This is a genomic window from Streptomyces saintjeani, from assembly GCF_055409605.1.
The window spans coordinates 9,787,432-9,805,558 of the sequence record NZ_CP189624.1; the positions used below are offsets into that span (position 1 = coordinate 9,787,432).

15 protein-coding genes are annotated in these 18,127 nt (G+C 73.3%); 6 read left to right on the plus strand and 9 right to left on the minus strand.

Annotation, left to right across the window (positions count from 1 at the left end; genetic code table 11):
- Positions 1-17: 17 nt before the first annotated feature.
- From ACQCO7_RS43740 to ACQCO7_RS43755, 4 genes are read right to left on the minus strand one after another with little or no spacing between them, the layout of a single operon-like run.
- On the minus strand, positions 18-1,121 hold the full coding sequence (locus ACQCO7_RS43740) for a thioesterase domain-containing protein (protein WP_464077080.1): 1,104 nt from the start codon (positions 1,119-1,121) through the stop codon (positions 18-20).
- Entirely contained in the window at positions 1,118-2,608 is a 1,491-nt protein-coding gene (locus tag ACQCO7_RS43745; protein WP_464077081.1) for an amino acid adenylation domain-containing protein, read from the minus strand. The genes ACQCO7_RS43740 and ACQCO7_RS43745 overlap by 4 nt, the downstream gene beginning before the upstream one ends.
- Positions 2,605-3,843 (minus strand): MFS transporter, encoded by a 1,239-nt coding sequence (locus tag ACQCO7_RS43750; protein WP_464077082.1) that lies wholly within the window; start codon positions 3,841-3,843, stop codon positions 2,605-2,607. The genes ACQCO7_RS43745 and ACQCO7_RS43750 overlap by 4 nt, the downstream gene beginning before the upstream one ends.
- On the minus strand, positions 3,836-5,122 hold the full coding sequence (locus tag ACQCO7_RS43755) for an ATP-grasp domain-containing protein (RefSeq protein ID WP_464077083.1): 1,287 nt from the start codon (positions 5,120-5,122) through the stop codon (positions 3,836-3,838). Before ACQCO7_RS43755 ends, ACQCO7_RS43750 begins: the two co-directional genes overlap by 8 nt.
- Positions 5,123-5,361: 239 nt before the next feature.
- Between ACQCO7_RS43755 and ACQCO7_RS43760 the strand changes: the two genes are divergently transcribed.
- Positions 5,362-5,835 carry an SRPBCC family protein gene (locus tag ACQCO7_RS43760; protein ID WP_464077084.1) on the plus strand — a complete coding sequence of 158 codons (474 nt, stop codon included), beginning with the start codon at positions 5,362-5,364 and terminating at the stop codon, positions 5,833-5,835.
- A gap of 85 nt (positions 5,836-5,920) precedes the next feature.
- On the opposite strand, the gene ACQCO7_RS43765 is transcribed toward ACQCO7_RS43760, so the two are convergent.
- A complete protein-coding gene (locus ACQCO7_RS43765; protein WP_464077085.1) occupies positions 5,921-7,093 on the minus strand; it encodes an amidohydrolase family protein in 1,173 nt (390 codons plus the stop codon).
- 115 nt (positions 7,094-7,208) lie between these two features.
- Positions 7,209-7,766, minus strand: coding sequence for a TetR/AcrR family transcriptional regulator (locus ACQCO7_RS43770; RefSeq protein ID WP_464077086.1), 558 nt, complete (start codon positions 7,764-7,766; stop codon positions 7,209-7,211).
- Positions 7,767-7,841: 75 nt separating this feature from the next.
- On the opposite strand from ACQCO7_RS43770, the gene ACQCO7_RS43775 reads away from it, so the two are divergent.
- Positions 7,842-9,098 carry a YhgE/Pip domain-containing protein gene (locus ACQCO7_RS43775; protein WP_464077087.1) on the plus strand — a complete coding sequence of 419 codons (1,257 nt, stop codon included), beginning with the start codon at positions 7,842-7,844 and terminating at the stop codon, positions 9,096-9,098.
- On the opposite strand, the gene ACQCO7_RS43780 is transcribed toward ACQCO7_RS43775, so the two are convergent.
- Positions 9,088-9,960 carry a GNAT family N-acetyltransferase gene (locus tag ACQCO7_RS43780; protein WP_464077088.1) on the minus strand — a complete coding sequence of 291 codons (873 nt, stop codon included), beginning with the start codon at positions 9,958-9,960 and terminating at the stop codon, positions 9,088-9,090. The two genes, ACQCO7_RS43775 and ACQCO7_RS43780, sit on opposite strands and share 11 nt — an antisense overlap.
- A complete protein-coding gene (locus tag ACQCO7_RS43785) occupies positions 9,957-12,743 on the minus strand; it encodes a glycosyl hydrolase 115 family protein (protein WP_464077440.1) in 2,787 nt (928 codons plus the stop codon). The genes ACQCO7_RS43780 and ACQCO7_RS43785 overlap by 4 nt, the downstream gene beginning before the upstream one ends.
- Before the next feature lie 222 nt (positions 12,744-12,965).
- Between ACQCO7_RS43785 and uppS the strand changes: the two genes are divergently transcribed.
- A complete protein-coding gene (uppS, locus tag ACQCO7_RS43790; RefSeq protein WP_464077089.1) occupies positions 12,966-14,576 on the plus strand; it encodes a polyprenyl diphosphate synthase in 1,611 nt (536 codons plus the stop codon).
- Here uppS and ACQCO7_RS43795 read toward each other — a convergent pair.
- The gene (locus ACQCO7_RS43795; RefSeq protein ID WP_464077090.1) at positions 14,500-15,153 is read right to left on the minus strand and encodes a hypothetical protein; all 654 of its coding nucleotides are present in this window, start codon (positions 15,151-15,153) and stop codon (positions 14,500-14,502) included. The two genes, uppS and ACQCO7_RS43795, sit on opposite strands and share 77 nt — an antisense overlap.
- Before the next feature lie 334 nt (positions 15,154-15,487).
- Between ACQCO7_RS43795 and ACQCO7_RS43800 the strand changes: the two genes are divergently transcribed.
- Genes ACQCO7_RS43800 through ACQCO7_RS43810 form a run of 3 tightly spaced genes read left to right on the plus strand, consistent with a single transcriptional unit; the run spans position 15,488 to position 18,074 of the window.
- Positions 15,488-16,609: a molybdopterin-dependent oxidoreductase gene (locus ACQCO7_RS43800; RefSeq protein ID WP_464077091.1), complete on the plus strand. Its 1,122-nt coding sequence runs from the start codon at positions 15,488-15,490 to the stop codon at positions 16,607-16,609.
- Positions 16,606-16,977: a hypothetical protein gene (locus tag ACQCO7_RS43805; RefSeq protein WP_464077092.1), complete on the plus strand. Its 372-nt coding sequence runs from the start codon at positions 16,606-16,608 to the stop codon at positions 16,975-16,977. The genes ACQCO7_RS43800 and ACQCO7_RS43805 overlap by 4 nt, the downstream gene beginning before the upstream one ends.
- Before the next feature lie 53 nt (positions 16,978-17,030).
- Complete coding sequence (locus ACQCO7_RS43810) at positions 17,031-18,074, plus strand: NAD-dependent epimerase/dehydratase family protein (RefSeq protein WP_464077093.1); 1,044 nt, start codon at positions 17,031-17,033, stop codon at positions 18,072-18,074.
- The last annotated feature ends 53 nt before the right edge of the window (positions 18,075-18,127 follow it).

Here is an 18,127-nt window from a genome sequence, read left to right on the forward strand (position 1 = left end):
CGACGCCGAGGGGGCTCCTACGGCTTGAGCAGCTCGCGCATCCGCCGGCCCACCCCGGGATCGACCATGATCGGATGGGTCGCCCGGGCGTCGTACCAGGACACCTCGAAGCCGGGCGCGGCCCTGGGCCAGTACAACGCCAGCTCCTCCCGGGCCTCTTCACGGGCGAACGCCGTCACGGGCCCGTCGTACGGCAGGATCTCGAAGTGCTCCTGCGCGAACATGCCCGCCGACCACAGGACTTGGAGACGGGCGAACTCCTCCGGGGCGACGGCGTCGTCGTACCAGTGCAGCGGCCTGATGCGGGCCAGCGTCTCGGCGGGGTCCAGGGGCTGCGGGAGGCCGAACTGGGCGGACAGGGACGCCAGCCGGAACGAGAGAAGCTCGTCGAGGCCCCAGCCGGGGTCCACCAGGGACACCTGGGACGGCGGGTTGACGAGGACCAACGCCCGCACCTCCTCGCCGGACGCGCGCAGACGGCGGGCCATCTCGTAGGCCACCAGGCCGCCCTGGCACAGGCCGCCGAGGAAGTACGGGCCGTGCGGCTGGAGTTCGCGCAGCTCCAGGAGGTAGCGGTCGGCCATCGCGGTGAGCGAGATGAGGGGGCGTACGTCGCCCCGGTAACCGGGGGCCTCGAAGCCGTAGAACGGGCGGCCCGCACGCCAGCTCTCGACGACCGGCTCCGCGAACCGGATGTTGCCCGTGCCGACGTGCACCAGGAAGAAGGGCTCACCGCGGCCCTCGGGGGCGAGCGGGACCAGGCAGGTGACGGCGTCCCGGTCCCAGGGGCTCGCGGCGGTGCGCCACACGTCCGAAGCGGTGAGGACGGGCGCGGCCGGGGGAGCGGCGGGGGTGGTCAGGGCGGCGGCGAGCGACGCGACCGTACGGTGCTCGAAGAGGTCCTCCGCGCGCATCGCCAGGCCGCTGCGGCGGGCCGCGCCGACGACGTCGACGGCGAGGAGGGAGAAGCCGCCGAGCTCGAAGAAGTCGTCGTGGGGGCCGACTTCGGTGTCCAGGAGGTCTTCCCAGATGGCGGTGAGGGTCTGCCGGGCGTGGGCGACACCAGCGGCATCCACAGCGCGGGCGGCCTCCACGGTGTCAACGGCTCCAGCGGTGTTCATGACGTCTCCTTCGCAGTACGAGGCGCGCCGAGCGCACGCCGGTCCGTCTTGCCGGACGGAGTCAGGGGCAGCGCGTCCAGCACCTGATACCGGTCCGGCACCATGTGCGCCGGAAGCTCCGCCGCCGCGTGCTTGCGCAGCCGCCCCGCGAGCCCGTCCGCGTGCCCCGGCGCCGCCACCACCCCGGCCAGCAGAAAACTCGCCCCCGCGGCTGTCGTCGCCACGGTCACCGCGACGTCACTGACCAGCCCCGACCCCCGCAGCACCGCCTCGATCTCCCCGGGCTCGATCCGGAACCCGCGCAGCGCGAGCTGATCGTCCGCCCGCCCCACGAACTCCAGCTCCCCGCCCGGCAGTTCACGCGCCAGATCCCCGGTCCGGTAGTGCACGACGCGGTCCAGCGCGACGAACCGCTCCCGGGTCAGCTCCGCCCGCCCCAGATACCCGGACGACACCCCGGCCCCGGCGACCCACATCTCGCCGACGGAACCCACCGCCACGGGCCGGCGATCCGCGTCCAGCACCCGCACCGACAGATGAGGCAACGCCCGCCCGATCGGCGACCGCACCTCCCCGGCGAGCGCGTCGTCGTCCAGCTCCTTGTACGTGACGTGCACCGTCGTCTCCGTGATCCCGTACATGTTCACCACCGACGGCCGCACCCCGCCGGCCCCGCCCAGGAACTCCCGTACGACCGGCAGATCCACCCCCTCCCCGCCGAACACGAGCCACCGCACCGCGAGCCCCGGACACCCCGCCTCCCGGTACGCGGTCGCGGTGTAACGGAACACGGACGGCACCTGGTTGAGCACGGTCACCCCCTCCTCCACCAGCAGCTCTACGAACCGCTCCGGCGACCGCGCCACCTCGTCCGGCACGACGACGAGCGTCCCGCCGGTGACGAACGCGCCCCACATCTCCCACACGGAGAAGTCGAAGCTCAGCGAGTGGAAGAGCGTCCACCGCTCACGCGGACCGAACCCGAAGAGCGGCAGGGCCGCTTCCAGCAGTGCCACGACGTTGCCGTGGGTGACGACACAGCCCTTGGGTCTGCCGGTGGACCCGGAGGTGTAGATCACGTACGCGGGATCACCGGCGGAAGGCGCGGACGGCCGCCCCTCGGCGGGCCCGTCGGGAGCCAGCACCACGCCCGGAACCTCACGGGCACGAGGCCCCACCGAGACCCGCACGCCCGCATCCGCCACGATGTACCGCAACCGCTCGGCGGGATACGCCGGGTCCAACGGCACATACGCGGCACCGGACTTGAGAATCCCGAGCACCGTCACGACCGACTCCGCGCACCGCCCCACCACGGCCCCGACCAACTCCCCGGGCCCCACTCCAGATCCTGCGAGCACCCTCGCCACCCGGTCCGACCGCGCGTCCAGCTCCGCGTACGTCACCTCCTCACCCCCGCCCCGCAGCGCCACCCCGTCGGGCACACGCCCCGCGCTCGCGCGGAACAGATCGACCAGCGTCGTCATGCGACGTCTCCTTCCAGCCGTACGGCACCGTCGACGAGAACCTTCGAGGCCAGCCCCGCCGCGAGGAACACGGCCGCGAGGACCAGCCAGCCGGCCGCCCCCAGACCGACGGTGAGAGAGGTGACCAGCACCGGGCCGAGGAACTGCTGGACCCCGCGCCCGAGTCCGAACACGCCCTGGTACTCGCCCATCCGGTCGGCGGGCGGCAGCCCGAACGAGATGCCCCAGCTCCCGGCCGACTGCGCCAGCTCACCGAAGCCGAGGACGACAACTCCGGCCAGCAGCACGGCGGTCGCCACCGGCGCCGGACCGAAGGCGCTCAGCGCGAGCACCGGACAGGCCAGCGCGAGCAGACCCCCGGCCCGCAACTGGGCCCGCGCGGCCCCCGCCAGCGTGTCGGCCCCCCGGCTGACGGCGACCTGGAACAGCACGACCAAGACCGTGTTCGTCACGGACAGCGCCGCGTTCACGGCGGCGGGCGCCGAGGTGCTGGTGACGATCCACAGCGGCAGACCGACGGTCAGCACCGGCTGGTACAGCTCAAGCACCCCGCTGCTGAAGGTGACGAGCAGGAAGCGGACGTCCCGCAGAGCGGCCCCGGAGGACGCCGCCGTACCGGCCCGGCGGGTGGGCGGAGTCGGCGGGAAGCCACGCCCGATGAGTACGCAACCGAACTGCGCGACCGCGTTGGCGAGCGTCACGACATAGAAGGCCCGTCGGCCGCCGACGGCGAGAGCCGGCGCCGCGACCGCCGCCCCGGCGGCGAGCCCCAGGTTGAACAGGCCGCGCGTCTGGGCCCGCACCTTCGTGGCCCGCTCCCCGCCGAACAGGGCGTGGGTGAGGGCGCCGCGCAGCGAGCTGCCGGCCGTCTCGCACAGGGAGATCAGACAGGCGACGACGACGAACGACCCGTAGTCGTCGACGGCCGCGTACAGCGCGAACAGCACCGCCAGCAGCCCGTACATCGTCAGCAGCGGCCTCTTGGGCCCGATCCGGTCGGCGAGCCGGCCCGCCGGGACCGTCCCGAGGAACCCGCACAGACCGGCGGCCGACAGCCCCAACGCGACCTGCCCGGCGCCGAATCCGAGGACCCGCGTGAAGAAGACGGTGCTCGCGGTGAGGAAGAACCCCGTACCGCCCGCCTGCACCAGGACGAGGAACGCGAACCGCCGCGCGTCACCCGGCTCCGGGACCAGACCGGTGGCCCACCTCGTGCGAAGTGCGGTGTCAGACAAGGCCGTTGCCCCTGAGGTCGGCGGCCGTGGCGCTGCGGACACACCCGTCGTCCGTCGTGAACGCGTAGGAGAGCAGACCCGCCGCCTTCTCGACCGTCGCCAGCATCGCCGCGTGGTCCGGGGCGTGCCCGAACGCGATGTCCAGCGGCGCCGTGTGCACCCCGCCGGGCAGCCGCTCCCCGCGCCGCACCAGCGGCACGATCCCGGTCACACCTTCCAGCGCCCGTACGTCCGCGACGCCCTGACACCTCGTCAGCGTGCACGCCTCGCGCGGACCCGGCGTGGAGAACTGGAAGTGCACCCCGTCGAACGACAGCGGCGGCACCTGGACCCGCTCGCCGAGCGCGATCCGCCCCGCGACCTCGATCAGGTTCACCCCGGCCGCCCGCCGGGCGAGTTCACCGACCCAGCCGCCCAGCCTGCCGTTCACCTCGATGATCCGGGGCCCGTGAGGCGTGAGCTTGATCTCCGTGTGCGTGATCCCCGACCGGACCCCGAGGGCCCGTACGGCGTCGGCGGCGAGGTTCCCGAGCGCGGCCACCTCCGGCGCGGGCAGGTGGCTCGGCCAGAACTGGCCCGTCTCGCGGAACGGCGGCAGGAGTGCGGGCTTGCCGGTCACGGCGAGGACACGCACCTCGCCGTCCTGCACGAGGCACTCCACCGACACGTAGTCCCCGAAGGGCCGTTCGGACCGGCCGGCCAGGAACTCCTCCAGCACCAGGGCGGTTTCCGCGTCCGCCAGCAGCGCCTCGGCCAACTCCCGCCCCTCGTCCGGGTCCTGGACCAGGTAGGTGTTGCGGCTGCCTTCACCGCGTACGGGCTTGAGGACCGCCGGGAGCCCGGTGACGGCGACGGCCTCGGGCCACTGCGCGGCGCGGTCGAGGCGGTGACTGCGGGCCTGCGGTATCCCCGCCGCGCGCAGACACCGGCGCTGGGCCGCCTTGTCCGTGAGGAGGCGGACCGTCGCGGGGGAGTGGTACGGCAGCGCCAGGCGCTCGGCGAGGAGAGCGGTCGTGTGCTGCATGCGCTCGCTGAACGTCGTGACGGCCCGGACGCCGACGGCACGCAGCGCGTCCACGACGGCCTCGAAACCGGCGTCCAGCGACACGACCGGCCCGAATTCCCCGACCAGCGGACGCATCGACCGCGCGTGTTCCGAATCCCCGAGAACCGTCACCACGGGAATTCCGGTCCGTCGAATTCCCGCACCGATCTCACCGGCGGAAGCGGCACCTTTGTCGTACACGACGGCTATCGGGCCGACGGCGATATCTGGCACCCACCTGGTCCTTTCCTGCCGGTCCAACGTGGTCGAACGGCCCGACCACGCTGCCCGAATCTATCGTCCCTGGGTAATGAGGCGCCCGCGGGGAGGTAAAGGGAACGTCGTCGAGAAAGCCGTTCACATATTCTGAAGCCCACTTGACAATGCCGATATCCGCGCTCGCTCCACAGAAATCCCCGGCGCGAAGAACAAGGCCCGCATCCGCCCACGACCTGCCGCACTACGATGCCCCCATGCCAAGGACCGACCGCTCCGCCCGGCTCATCCCGGCCCCGCCGGCCGTCGTCTACGCCGCCCTCGTCGACCGTTCCGCCCTGGAGACCTGGCTTCCGCCGGCCGGCATGCGGGGACACGTCGAGCACTGGGACCCCCGCCCCGGCGGCGGCTTCCGGATGACCCTCACCTACCTCGACGCCACGGACGACCCCGGCAAGACCTCGGACGGCACCGACGTCGTGGACGTCGCCTTCGTGGCCCTCGTCCCGCCCGAACGGATCGTCCAGCGGGCCGTGTTCACGTCCGACGACCCGTCGTACGCGGGCACCATGACGATGACCTGGGACCTCACCCCCACCCCGGAGGGCACCCGCGTGACGGTCACCGCCACCGACGTACCCCCCGGCATCGGCCAGTCCGACCACGAGGCCGGAATCGCCTCGTCCCTGGCCCACCTGGAGACGTACGTGACGGGCCGGACCGGGGACTGACCCCGCGCTGCACGGCCGACCGGGCGTTGCCGAGTTCCGCCGGCCGCGCCGGCGCGGGGAGAGCCGCCGCGCGCGACGACACCCTTCAGCGGACCCGGCGCCCCGCCCGGTACACCGCCCGCACGTCCGTGACCGCCCCGATGTCGTCGACCGGAGACCTCCCGAGCACGACGACGTCCGCGTCGGCCCGAGGCTGCAACACCCCCTTGCGGCCGGTCATCCCGACCGCCTCGGCCGCCTCGGAGGTCGCGGACCGCAGGACGCCCACGGCGGGCATCCCCAGCTCGGCGAGCTGCCGCAGCCCGTGCGGATACATTCCGTGCGCCTTCTCGGGAGCGATCCCCGAGCCGGTGCCGGGAACGACCCGCGCACCGGAGGCGACGACCTTCGCCATGAGGTCGGTGAACTGCTCGAAGGCCGCCGCGATCGCCGGAGGAACGGTGCGGCCCGGCACCGTGCCCACCGTGAGACTCACGAACGTCCCCCGCCGCGCGACCTCGTCCAGCACGTCCGGCGGCAGGACGACCCCGGCCGGCGTCATGAACGAGAAGTGCTCGATCGTGTCGAAGCCGACGCCGACCGTGTCCACGACCGCCTGGAGCGCGTGCGCGTGCGCGGCGGTGCCCAGCCCCAGCCGGTGCGCCTCGTCGACGACGATCCGCAGGTCGGAGCGGCCGTACTGCTGCCGCGTCGGATCGGACCCGGGTGTCATGGTGCCCCCGCCTGCCATCACCTTCACCACCTCGCACCCCCGCGCGGCGCGCTCCCGCACCGCCGCCAGCAGCGCCTCGGTGCCCTGGGCCTCGCCGCCGAGGAAGTGGCAGTGCCCGCCGGGGGTGGTGATCGGCGGCCCCGCCGCGACGATCTCGGGACGTTCCTCGGCCGGAACCTTGTCCCGCAGGTCGAGGGTGAGGTAGTCCCGGTCGCCGAGGTCCCGGACGGTCGTCACCCCGGCCGCCAGCGTCGCCGCCGCCGAGACGCGCGCGCTCTCCAGGACGGCCGCCCGGTCGTCGGACGTCACCTGCCGTACGGCGTCGGGTCCGCCGTCCCAGGTCAGGTGGACGTGGGTGTCTATGAGCCCGGGCAGCAGCCAGGCGTCAGGGCCGAAGTCGGTCACCGCCGCGTGCTCCGGCGGCTGTGCGCCCGTGCAGTCGACGTCGAGGATCACGCCGTCCACGACCAGAACCGTGCCCGACGGCCGGACCCGCACGCCGTCGAAGACGTGCCCCGCTCTGAGCGCCAGCAGTTCGCCGCGCATAAGTCTCATCTCCAAGAACCGCAGTGGGGGGGGGAGGGGGCCGGAGAACGGGCCCCTGAAGAGAGACTCTCGCCGCTGACCAGGCACGTTGGGAACAGTCGATCACCGATGCCGGTCATCGACCGGGTCGATGCCCCAGCGCCCCCAGCCCCGCCGCCACGATCACGTCGGTCCGGTCGGGATGGTTCTCGTCGCGCCGCGCCATCATCGTCGCCGTCACCGCCCCGATCGCCGCCACCACCCGCACCCGCCGCTCCTCGTCCTCCCACGCACCCGGGTCGAACGCCTCCCTCAGCGTGCGCTGCGCCCCCGAGAGCCGCTCCAGCATCTCCGGCTCCCGCGTCAGCCAGAACGCCCCCATGACGAGCGCCCCCATCCCCGGCCGCTCCCCGAGCGTCCGCACCAGCGCCTCGACGAGTACGGCGTCCCGCCCGGGCCCGACGGGAGCCGCCGCGGCGATGCCCGCCAGCGTCGCGGCGGTCCGCTCCGCCTGCGCGACCACGGCGTCCTGGATGCGCTCCTTGGAGCCGAACCGCTTGAGGACGGCGGCCTTGGAGTAGCCGGCTGCGTCGGCGATCGCCTGGACCGTCCCCTGCGCGAACCCGTGCTGGGCGAACACGAAGGCCGCGACATCGATCAGCGCGTGGTCGATCTCCTCGCTCGTGGGTTTCACATTTGACTTCATGGCCGCAAGTTACCATCCTGGTCACCTAGTAACCAAAATGGTCACCCGAAGGGAATCGGTGCAGTGACGCACGACAACGACGACACGACGGCCCCCACGAGGCCGGGGCTCGCACTCTGGCTGACCCCCGCCGTCCTCGTCACCGTGGTCATGGCGGCCCTCGCGTCGCTGTACCTGGGCAGCTCGGTCAACTCCGCCGACCACCTCGACGGCTTCCCCGTCGCCGTCGTCAACGCCGACCGGGGTGACACCGGCGCGAAGATCACCGAGGGCCTGCGCAAGAACACCGACACCCACAAGTTCGACCTGCGCACCCTCACCCTCACCGAAGCCCGCGAGCAGATGGGCGAGGGCAAGCTGTACGGGGCGATCGTCCTGCCCGCCGACCTGACGCAGAGACTCGGCGCGCTGAGCGGCCCCGGCACCGACGTCCAGCGGCCCCAAGTCACCGTCTACACCAACCCGCTGGCGAACACCTCCAGCGTCTCCATCGTCAACGCCTACGCCACGAAGGCCCTGACGGGCGTCAACGAGACCGTCGGCAAGCAGCTCCTCGCCGCCGCCCCGAAGGCCCCCGGCATCGCCCGCCTCGTCCTCGCCGCCCCGCTGGACGTCCACACCACCCCGTACGAGCCCGTCCCGAACGGCACCGGCAACGGCCTCTCCGCCTTCTACTACGCCCTGCTGCTCGTCCTCGCCGGATTCACCGGCTCCGTCATCGTCGCCAACCTCGTCGACGCGCAGCTCGGCTTCATCCCCCTCGAATGGGGCCCGGTCTACCGCATGGCGGCCAACTCCGGCCACAGCCGCCAGTCCACGCTCCTGTTCAAGTGGGCGCTCATGGGCGGCCTCGCCGTCGTCGTCAGCAGCGCCTACCTCGGCATCGCGGCCTGGCTCGGCATGCCCCTCGACCACCCGTGGCAGCTCTGGCTGCTCGGCATCCTCGTGATCGCCGCCGTCGCCGTGGTCGCCCAGGCGATCCTCGCGCTGCTCGGCGGACTCGGCATGATCATCAGCCTCCTGCTGTTCGTCGTCCTCGCCGTCCCCAGCTCCGGCGGCACCACCCCGCTGGAAGCGCTCCCGCCGTTCATTCGCTTCCTCTCCGGCTTCGAACCCGTCCACCAGGCGTACGTCGGCGTCCGCTCGGTCCTCTACTACGGCGCGACCTGGGACGGCGGCCTCGGCCGCGCGGTGATCGCCTCCACGGCGGCCCTCGTCCTCGGCCTGACCGCGGGCTTCCTCGGCACCCGGGCGTACGACCGCAAGGGCCTGACCCGCAGCCACTCCGAGACCCCGGCCCCGGAGCCGGTCACCGCGTGACGGCGAGCACCTTGCTGTAGACCGTCGAACTGCGCCGCACCGTCATCCCGACGCGCTCGTACAACGCCGGCGCGCCCGTGTCCGAGTGCGTCCACAGCGTGCACGCCCGCTTGCCCCGCCGGTGGAAGGCCCCGAAAGCCTCCAGCAGGAGCAGGCGGGCGATGCCCCGCCCCCGATGGTCCCGCCGCACCGCGACCCGCTGGACGCGCCCCTCGGCGCCGTCGGTGGAGAGCACCACGCCGACCATCTCCTCCCCGGCGAAGGCGACCGGCGACGCCCCGGCCACGAACGTCGCCCGCCCGACCGTGTGCCGCACCCACTCCTCGTACGGCTTGCGCCGCTGCTGCCACTCGTCGAACGCGTCCTCGGTCACCCGGTACGCCGCCCGCTCGTCACCGGCCCGGAACGCCCGGACCGTGACCCCGGCCGGAGGCGCGGGCACCTCGGGCCCGACGGCCGTCGCGATCCGCAGGAGCCACTCGGTGACGAGCGGGGCGTACCCCCGCGACTCCAGGAGCGCGATCGCCGCGAGATCGCCGTGCGGGACGCTCTGCGCGAGCCGGTCACCCGTGGCCCGCGCCTCCGCCCAGGAGAGCAGCGAACCCCCGAGCCCGCGCCCCCGGTAGCGGGGATGCACATCGACCGTGGCCCGCCGCCCCCGCACCCACCCCCAGCCGGCCGCCTCCCCCCGCGGACCGAGGACGACCACCGCCTCCGAACCGGGCTCGCCGAGTTCGACGGCGACCCGGTCCGCACTGGTCGTGACCTCCCCGTGGAGACTCTCCTCGCACGCGGCGATCAGGCGGTGGACCACGGGTACGTCGGCGACGGTCGCCGGACGGCGCGACAGCGGACCAGTCATGCGCGAACCCTGGACCTCGCGCTCTCGGGCGGCGCCAGATATCCCGGCACCGCCCCCGCCGTACCGATGACGATCTGGTCCACGGCGATCGCCGCATCGACCATGAACAGCCGCAGCGTGTGGTCCCCCGGCGCCTCCACGACGACCGTCCCGGTCAGCTTCTCGACCCCTTCCTCCACGTTCCGCGCCCACGCGTCCCCCCGGTTCCCGGTGGCGACGGCCTGCCCCGACAGCACGACCGGCGCCTGACCGTCCAGCGCGACAGCCAGCCGCCGCCTGCCGCGCTCGTCGAGGGAGGGAAGCCGGAAGACGGTCACCGGAAAGGTCCCGGCCGACGTGAAGTGGACCCGGTACCGCAGCTCGGGCGAGCGCGTGCCGAACTCCTCCGTGACCGAGGGCGCGGTCGACGGCACGGCCTCCACGGCGCCGGTACGCCGCCCCAGCCCCTGTACGGTCCGCCACCGGGCGCCCCCGCGCGGAACCTGCCGGTCGAAGTGGGCCGCCTCGATGGACACGTACCCGTGCGCCTCGGCGAACCCCCGCACCGGCACAGGGGAGTTGACCACCCGCAGCGCGACGGCGACGCTCCGCCCCGCGCCCGTGAACGAGACACCCGGCGTGTGGGTACCCTCCGGCACCCGATCCCAGTCGATCTCCACCCAGACCCGCGTCTGGTCGGTGAGCGTGCCGCCGGAGGCACTCACCCGCACCCACGGCTCACTCGCCTCCGCCACCCAGTCCACCGGCAGGAACCCGGTGTTGAACACGTCGACGAACCGAAGCCCCCGGTCGCGGGAGTCGAACGACAGCGCCCGGACGGTCCCGACGTCGTTCCCCTCGGAGGCCACCCCCAGCCCCGACGTCTCCTGCCGGGCGACCCGCGTGACAGCCGGCCGCCCAGGGGCCTTCGGGATCTGGGACGGGTACGGATTGACGATCCCGTCCCACTTCCCGCCCGCGACCTGCGTGTTGTACCGCCGCGTGATCGCCTGCTCCTCGGCGTGCGCGGCCTCCGCGAGATCCGCGTACCGGTTCACCCCCGCACCCCGCCCCTGCCGGACGGCGAGCGCGTTGCGATCCGCCCAGTGGTACTTCAGGTTCATCAAGTACGCGCCGTGGACCGGGTATTCGACCAGCTCGAAGTAGGCGTCCCGGTACGACTCGGGAAGCCGCGTGCCCAGCGCGCGGACCCGTTCGAGGAGAGCCGCGTACGCGTCCATCCGGCGCCCCGCCTCGTCCCCGTGGTGCACCGTCGAGAACACGTCCCGGTCGATGAACTCCGGCCGCCGCTCGGCCGCGAGACGGTAGTACTCCGTACGGATCGCGGTCAGCTCCGGCGCGTGCTCCCGCCCGAACTGCCGCCCGTACCACCGCGCGAGGAACTCCTCGGGCCCCCGGCCGGCCACGTCCCAGGCCAGGTCGAGGCAGAACGACAGCCCCGTCTCGATGGACTTGAGATCACCCACGTTGAAGATCCACACGCGGTCCGCCCCGTGCTCGTGCACCCGCCTCAACTCCTGCCACACCTTGGCGAGTTGCGTGGTGTCGAGCCACAGGTAGCTGCGGGGCCGCCCCCAGTAGGAGAGGTGGTAGTAGATCCCGTTCCCGCCGCTGCGGGCCCGCTCGGCGCCGTCCGGGAGCTGGCGCATGTTGCCGTGGTTGTCGTCCGGCCAGATCAGGGTCACGTCGTCGGGGACCTGGACACCCGCGTTGTAGAGGTCCAGCACCTCCTTGTACGGGATGAAGATCTGCGGCTCGGCCCCCGCCCCGACCTCCTCGGCGAGGATGCGCCGCTGGTCGGCGATGATGTCGTTCATCACCACGACCTTCTCCGGGATCGTGGTCGCGCCCCGCGTCTCCAGCGCCGAGTCGTGCAGCCCGCGCATCCCCAGCGTCCAGCTGCTCTCGTAACGGGCGTTCTGCCGGGCCCGGGTCCGCCAGTACTCCGAGATCACCGCCGGGTTGACGGTGTAGTCGTACACCGGCAGGCTCCCGTCCGCGTTCCGGTGCTCGGCCGCCCACGGGTCCCACTCGTGAACTCCGTTGCGCAGCATGGCCTCCGGGTGACTGGACCCGACGACGACGCCGTAGCGGTCGGCCGCCTGCGGGTTCTGCGCGTACTTGTTGAAGAAGTCCGAGTACGGATGCATCGCGGGCCACAGGTAGTTGGCCTTGAGACGCAGCAGCAGCTCGAAGATCCGCTCGTAGGTGCGGGGGCCGATGTTCTTGTCCGGCTCCTGGGTGCGGTGGGACCACGTGGTCAGGTTCTGCTCGTCGTTGATGAAGACGCCCCGGTAGCGGACGCTCGGCTCGCCCCGTTCGAAGGTCCGCGCGGGGACGGTCACCGTGTCGCGGTGGACGATCGGGACATCGGCCCACCAGTGCCAGGGGGACACGCCGATGCGCTCGGACGTGTCGTAGATGCCGTAGACCGTGCCGCGCCGGTCGCTGCCGGTGATCGTCAGCGCGCGGTCCACGCCGGGGAAGGGGCGGTCGACGACACGGGTCACCGAGGCTTCCCAGCGGCCCCGCGCCGCCGAGGTGGTGATGACGACCAGGTGCCCGGCGCGCTCGGGCAGGGCGTGCAGGAGCCGGGGCCGGACGCCGCTGACCCGCTCGATGTCGGCCTGGAGGTCACCGGCCGCGCGGATCACCGCCGGGTGCTCCGCCGGGTCCACGTAGAGGTCGGTGGCGAGGCCGTCGGCGACCAGGGGGAAGTCCGGCCGTGAGGGCGACGCCCCGGCCGCCGCCGGGAGCAGCGGGGCGGCTCCGGCCGCCGCCATGCCGAGCAGGAACGACTTGCGGGTCCACAGGGGTCCGTCCGGCACGGGGCACTCCTGATCCACAGCGGGCGACAAGGGCATGAGCAGATCGAGAAAGCGCTTGCTGTGCACTGTAGGAGGCGCCTCACGGACCCGTCCAGAGGCGGGAGCGACCGATGGGGGAGCGGGTCGTTAGGGCTGACGTCGGCAACGTGAGAAAGACCGGGAAAGACGAGGCGCGGAATGGACGAGCTACGGGAGTCGTACGAGGCGTGCGAGGCCGAAGTACGCGGCCACCTGCCCGCGTTGTGGACCGTGACCGGCCTCCTCCCGCCGGAGGTACGGCCGTTCATGCACGCCATCCACGGCTGGACCGTGACCACGGACCGCATCGCCGACGAAGGACCCCCCGAGGGCCGCCGGGAACGGTTCGCGCGCTGGCGGGCCGACACCCTCGCCGAGCTGAGGACCGGCCGCAGCGAACACCCCCACCGCCGCGCCCTGATCGACACCGTGCACCGGCGAGGACTCGACCACGCCCTCGTCGAGGAGCACCTGGCGACCGTCGCCGCCGACTGCGCGGCCCCGCCCGCCTTCGAGACGTTCGCGGACCAGCGCCGCTTCCTGCGCGGCATCACCGGAGTCGTCGGCGAACTCTGGGCGCCCCTCCTGGAACCGCGCGGCCCCGAGAGCGCCCACCTGGTCGCGACCCTCTTCGACGCCTGCAAACTCGCCGACCTGTACGAGGACCTCCCCGACGACCTCGCGGCGGGCCGCTGCTACTGGCCCCGCGAGGACCTGCGCGCCCTCGGCCTCACCGCCGACGACCTGAACGCGGCCGGCCCCCGCGAGGCCCTCGACGCGTTCATCGACGTCCAGCTCGCCCACTGGCGCACCCTGCTGACCGAAGCCGTCCCCGCCACCTGGGCCGTCGCCGAACCGTACCGCCCCTTCCTGCACTCCCTCCTGCTCGGCGTCCAGCTCCACCACGACGAAGTGACCCTCCTGCGCTCCCGCGTCCTGACCACCGGCATCGACCAGCCCACCGGCGAGACCCGCCCCCGGCCCCCCTGGCCGGGCGAGCGCCCCGCCCACGTCGCCGTCATCATGGACGGCAACCGGCGCTGGGCCGACACCCACGCCGTCCCCGCCCGCCAGGGCCACCACGCCGGCTCCCGCGCCGCCCTGCGCCTGGTCAACTCCGCCCTGCGGCTCGGCATCCGCCACCTCAGCCTCTACGCCTTCTCCACCGAGAACTGGAGCCGCGCCCAGGAGGAGACCACCGCGATCTTCGACGCCCTCGCCGACTGGATCTCCCGGGGCGCCCAGACCCTCCACGGCCTCGGCGTCCAGGTCCGCTGGTGCGGACGCCGCGACCGCCTCGACACCTCCCTCGCCTCCGCGATCGCCCTCGTCGAGAACATGACGTACGCCAACGACGTCCTCACCCTCACCCTGTGCGTCGACTACGGCGGCCGGGAGGAACTCACCGCCGCCGCCCGCGCCCTGGCCGCCGAAGCGGCAGCCGGCACCCTGCGCGCCGAGGACATCACCCCCGACGACCTCGCCCGCCACCTGTACGTACCCGAACTCCCCGACGTCGACCTGCTGATCCGCACCTCGGGGGAGCAGCGGATCAGCAACTTCCTGCCCTGGCACCTCGCCTACGCGGAACTCGTCTTCGACCCCACGCCCTGGCCGGACTACGACCTCACCCGGCTCAGGGACGCGGTCGCCGCCTACACGGAACGCGAACGCCGCTTCGGCGGCACGGCGCTCACGCCGTCCCCGGCTTCTTCGGCGGCGTGTACACCGCCTCCGCGGTCACATACGCCAGTACCGAGTCCGCGGTGATCTCGTCGGTGCCGAACGTGGCCGCGAACGTCTCCAGCAGCTCCGGCGCCGGCCGCAACGGCACCTCCGCCACCCTGACCTTCATCGGCGACCCCAGCGGCACGGTCTCCGTCTGGAGAACCCCCTTGTCGAGCCCCGGCCGCACCGTCGCCCGGTGACCGACGTCCAGGCCGTTGACGACGCACTTCCCCCACGCCACCCCGTCCTGGAGGAAGCCCTGCAACTCCGTCACCCGGACCGTGCCCTGGGGCGTGCGCACCTCGACGCCCCCGGCCAGCCGCCCGTCGCCGTGCGCCTTCGCCGGGTTCAGCAGGGACGGGTCACCGTTGCCGGACAGCACCGGGAAGCGGATCGCGCCCCCCTTCGGGGCCATCGTCGCGGGCTCGACCGCCGCCACCGTCGCCTGGAACCGGCCCAGCAGCGCCTCGCCCAGCGGTGTCCACCTGACCTCCGCCCACCCGTCCGAGACCGTACCGAGCGACCCGTCCGCCGCACCGGCATCGGCCGCCCCCGCGAACTGCGCCAGCAACGGGGCGGCCAGAACGGCGCCGAGAACCGAACGTCGTGTGTTGTCCATCGTCATCCTTCCGGGGCCGCACGGCGCGACCCGGCAAGGATCATCGGGGCCCACGCGCACCGCGCAGGCCGTACGGGGCCGTGAACCCCTCGAAAGTGCGTCCCGGACCACCCGATCGTGGGACGGCCACGAACCTTACGAGTCCCTGACATGCCCCCGAAACCCTCGCCCGGAAGCCGCCCCGGACCCAGGATGGACGACGTCACCGCGGTGCCAGTGAAGCGGCCACCGCGGTGACACCCCGGACGGCCGGGGCCGGGGCACCGCAGACGTCCTCGCTCCGTAAGGAGTCGGTCCATTCCCCACCCGGCCCTCGCCCGATGGGATGGACACCATGAAACCGCACGTCTCCCCACCGGTGTTCAAGGGCCGGCTCCACGACGCCCGCACCGCCACCTCGATCGGCCGCTGGCTCGGCGCCGCCTTCCTGGTGTGCTTCGTCACCGGCCTGATCAGCCACTTCATGCAGCACCCCCCGGCCTGGCCCAGCATTCCCAGCCGACCCGTGTGGGGCTACCGCCTCACCCAGGGCCTGCACGTCGCCTCCGGCATCGCCGCGATCCCCCTGCTGCTCGCCAAGCTGTGGACCGTCTACCCCCGCCTGTTCACCTGGCCCCCCGTCACCTCCCCGCGCCACGCCCTGGAACGCCTCTCGGTCGCCCTCCTCGTCGCCGGAGCCCTGTTCCAGCTCGCGACCGGACTCCTCAACACGGCCCAGTGGTACCCGTGGACCTTCTCCTTCGTCCCCGCCCACTACGCCGTCGCCTGGCTGGTCACCGGCGCCCTCCTGCTGCACCTCGCGGTCAAGGCACCCGAGATCCGCGCCCACTGGAGCCGCCGCTCACCGGCCACCCTCACCCTGGACGACCCCGACCGCCGCTCCCTGCTGCGCGCGGTGGCCGCCGCCGTCGGCGCCGTCACCCTCACCACCGTCGGCCAGACCGTCACCCCGCTGAAGAACCTCGCCCTGTTCGCACCCCGCCACCCCGACCACGGCCCGCAGTCCCTCCCCGTCAACCGGACCGCCGCCCAGGCCGGCGTGGGACGCGTCGCCGACGACGCGTACCGCCTCGTCGTGACCGGCCCCCGGCCCTACACCCTCACCCTCGCCGAACTGCGCGCCCTGCCCCAGCACGAGGCGGAACTGCCGATCGCCTGCGTCGAGGGCTGGAGCCGCCCCGCCCGCTGGACCGGCGTACGCACCGCCGACCTCCTGGACCGCGCCGGCGCACCGCCGAACGCCCGCGTACGCGTCGTCTCGCTCCAACTGCGCGGCGGATACCGGGTGTCGGAGCTGGCCCACACTCACGCCCGCGACCCCCTCACCCTCCTCGCCCTGCGCCTGAACGGCGAGGACCTCCACCCCGACCACGGCTACCCGGCCCGCCTCATCGCCCCCAACCGCCCCGGCGTCCTCCAGACCAAGTGGGTCGGCCGGCTGGAGGTCCTGTCATGAGACTCCTCACCGGCCTCACCGGACTGGCCTTCGCAGGTTTCGGCGCCTCGCTCCTTCTCGGCCTCCCGCACGCCGGCGACGTCCTGCTCTGGCTCGCGGTGGCCGTCGCCGTGCACGACGGGCTGATCGCGCCGCTCGTCCTCCTGATCGGCCGCGCGGGCCCCGTACGCGGCCCGGTCCGCGCGGCGCTGATCGTGTCCGGCGCGCTGACGGCCGTGGCGCTCCCGGTCCTGCTGCGCCCGGGCCCCCGCCCCAACTCCTCGGTGCTGCCCCTGGACTACCCGCGCAACTGGCTGATCGCCCTCGCGGTGACCGCCCTGGCGGCGGCCGTCGCCCACCGGGCCGGGAAAAGGCTTACGAACCGCTGACGTCCCCGCGCCGAGCCCTCCAGGGCCACTCCCAAACCCCTACGGTCGAGGGCATGTTGATCCTGGTCACCGGCGGCGCGGGCTTCATCGGCTCGCACATCGTCACCGCCCTCACCGCCGCCGGACACGACGTCCGCGTCCTCGACGCCCTGCTCCCCGCCGCCCACCGCACACCCCCGCCGGCCCCCGAAGGCGTCGTCCGCCGGGTCGCGGACGTCCGCGACCCCACCGCCGTCGCCGAGGCCCTGCGCGGCGTGGACGCCGTCTGCCACCAGGCCGCCATGGTCGGCCTCGGCAAGGACTTCGCCGACGCCCCGGACTACGTCAGCTGCAACGACCTCGGCACGGCGGTCCTGCTCGCGGGCATGGCCGAGGCGGGCGTACGGCGCCTCCTGCTGGCCGGCTCGATGGTCGTCTACGGCGAGGGCCGCTACGCGTGCCCCCGCCACGGCGTCGTACGCCCCGGCCCCCGCGACCCCGCCACCCTCGACGCAGGCGGCTTCGAACCCCCCTGCCCCCGGTGCGGCGCCCCCCTCGCCCCCGGCCTGGTCACCGAGGACGCCCCCACCGACCCGCGCAACGTGTACGCCGCCACCAAACTCACCCAGGAACACCTGGCCGCCGCCTGGGCCCGCGCCACCGACGGCCACGCGACCGCGCTGCGCTACCACAACGTGTACGGCCCCGGCATGCCCCGCGACACCCCGTACGCGGGCGTCGCCTCCCTCTTCCGCTCGGCACTCGCCCGGGGCGAGGCACCCCGCGTGTACGAGGACGGCGGCCAGCGCCGCGACTTCGTCCACGTCCGGGACGTCGCCGCCGCCAACCTCGCCGCGCTGGACGCCCCGAGCGGCGTCGGCCTGCGCGCGTACAACGTCGGCAGCGGCGACCCGCACACGGTCGGCGAGATGGCCGAGGCCCTCGCCGCGTCCTGCGGCGGCCCGGCCCCCGTCGTCACCGGCGAGTACCGCCTCGGCGACGTCCGCCACATCACCGCGTCCTCGCAGAGGCTGCGCGAGGAGCTGGGGTGGCGGCCCGAGGTCGGATTCGCGGAGGGGATGCGGGAGTTCGCGGGGGCGGCGCTGCGGGCGGGATGAGGGCGACGGTGCCTTCGAGGGGGTGCCTGCGGGGCGCGGCCCCGCCGCGTCGC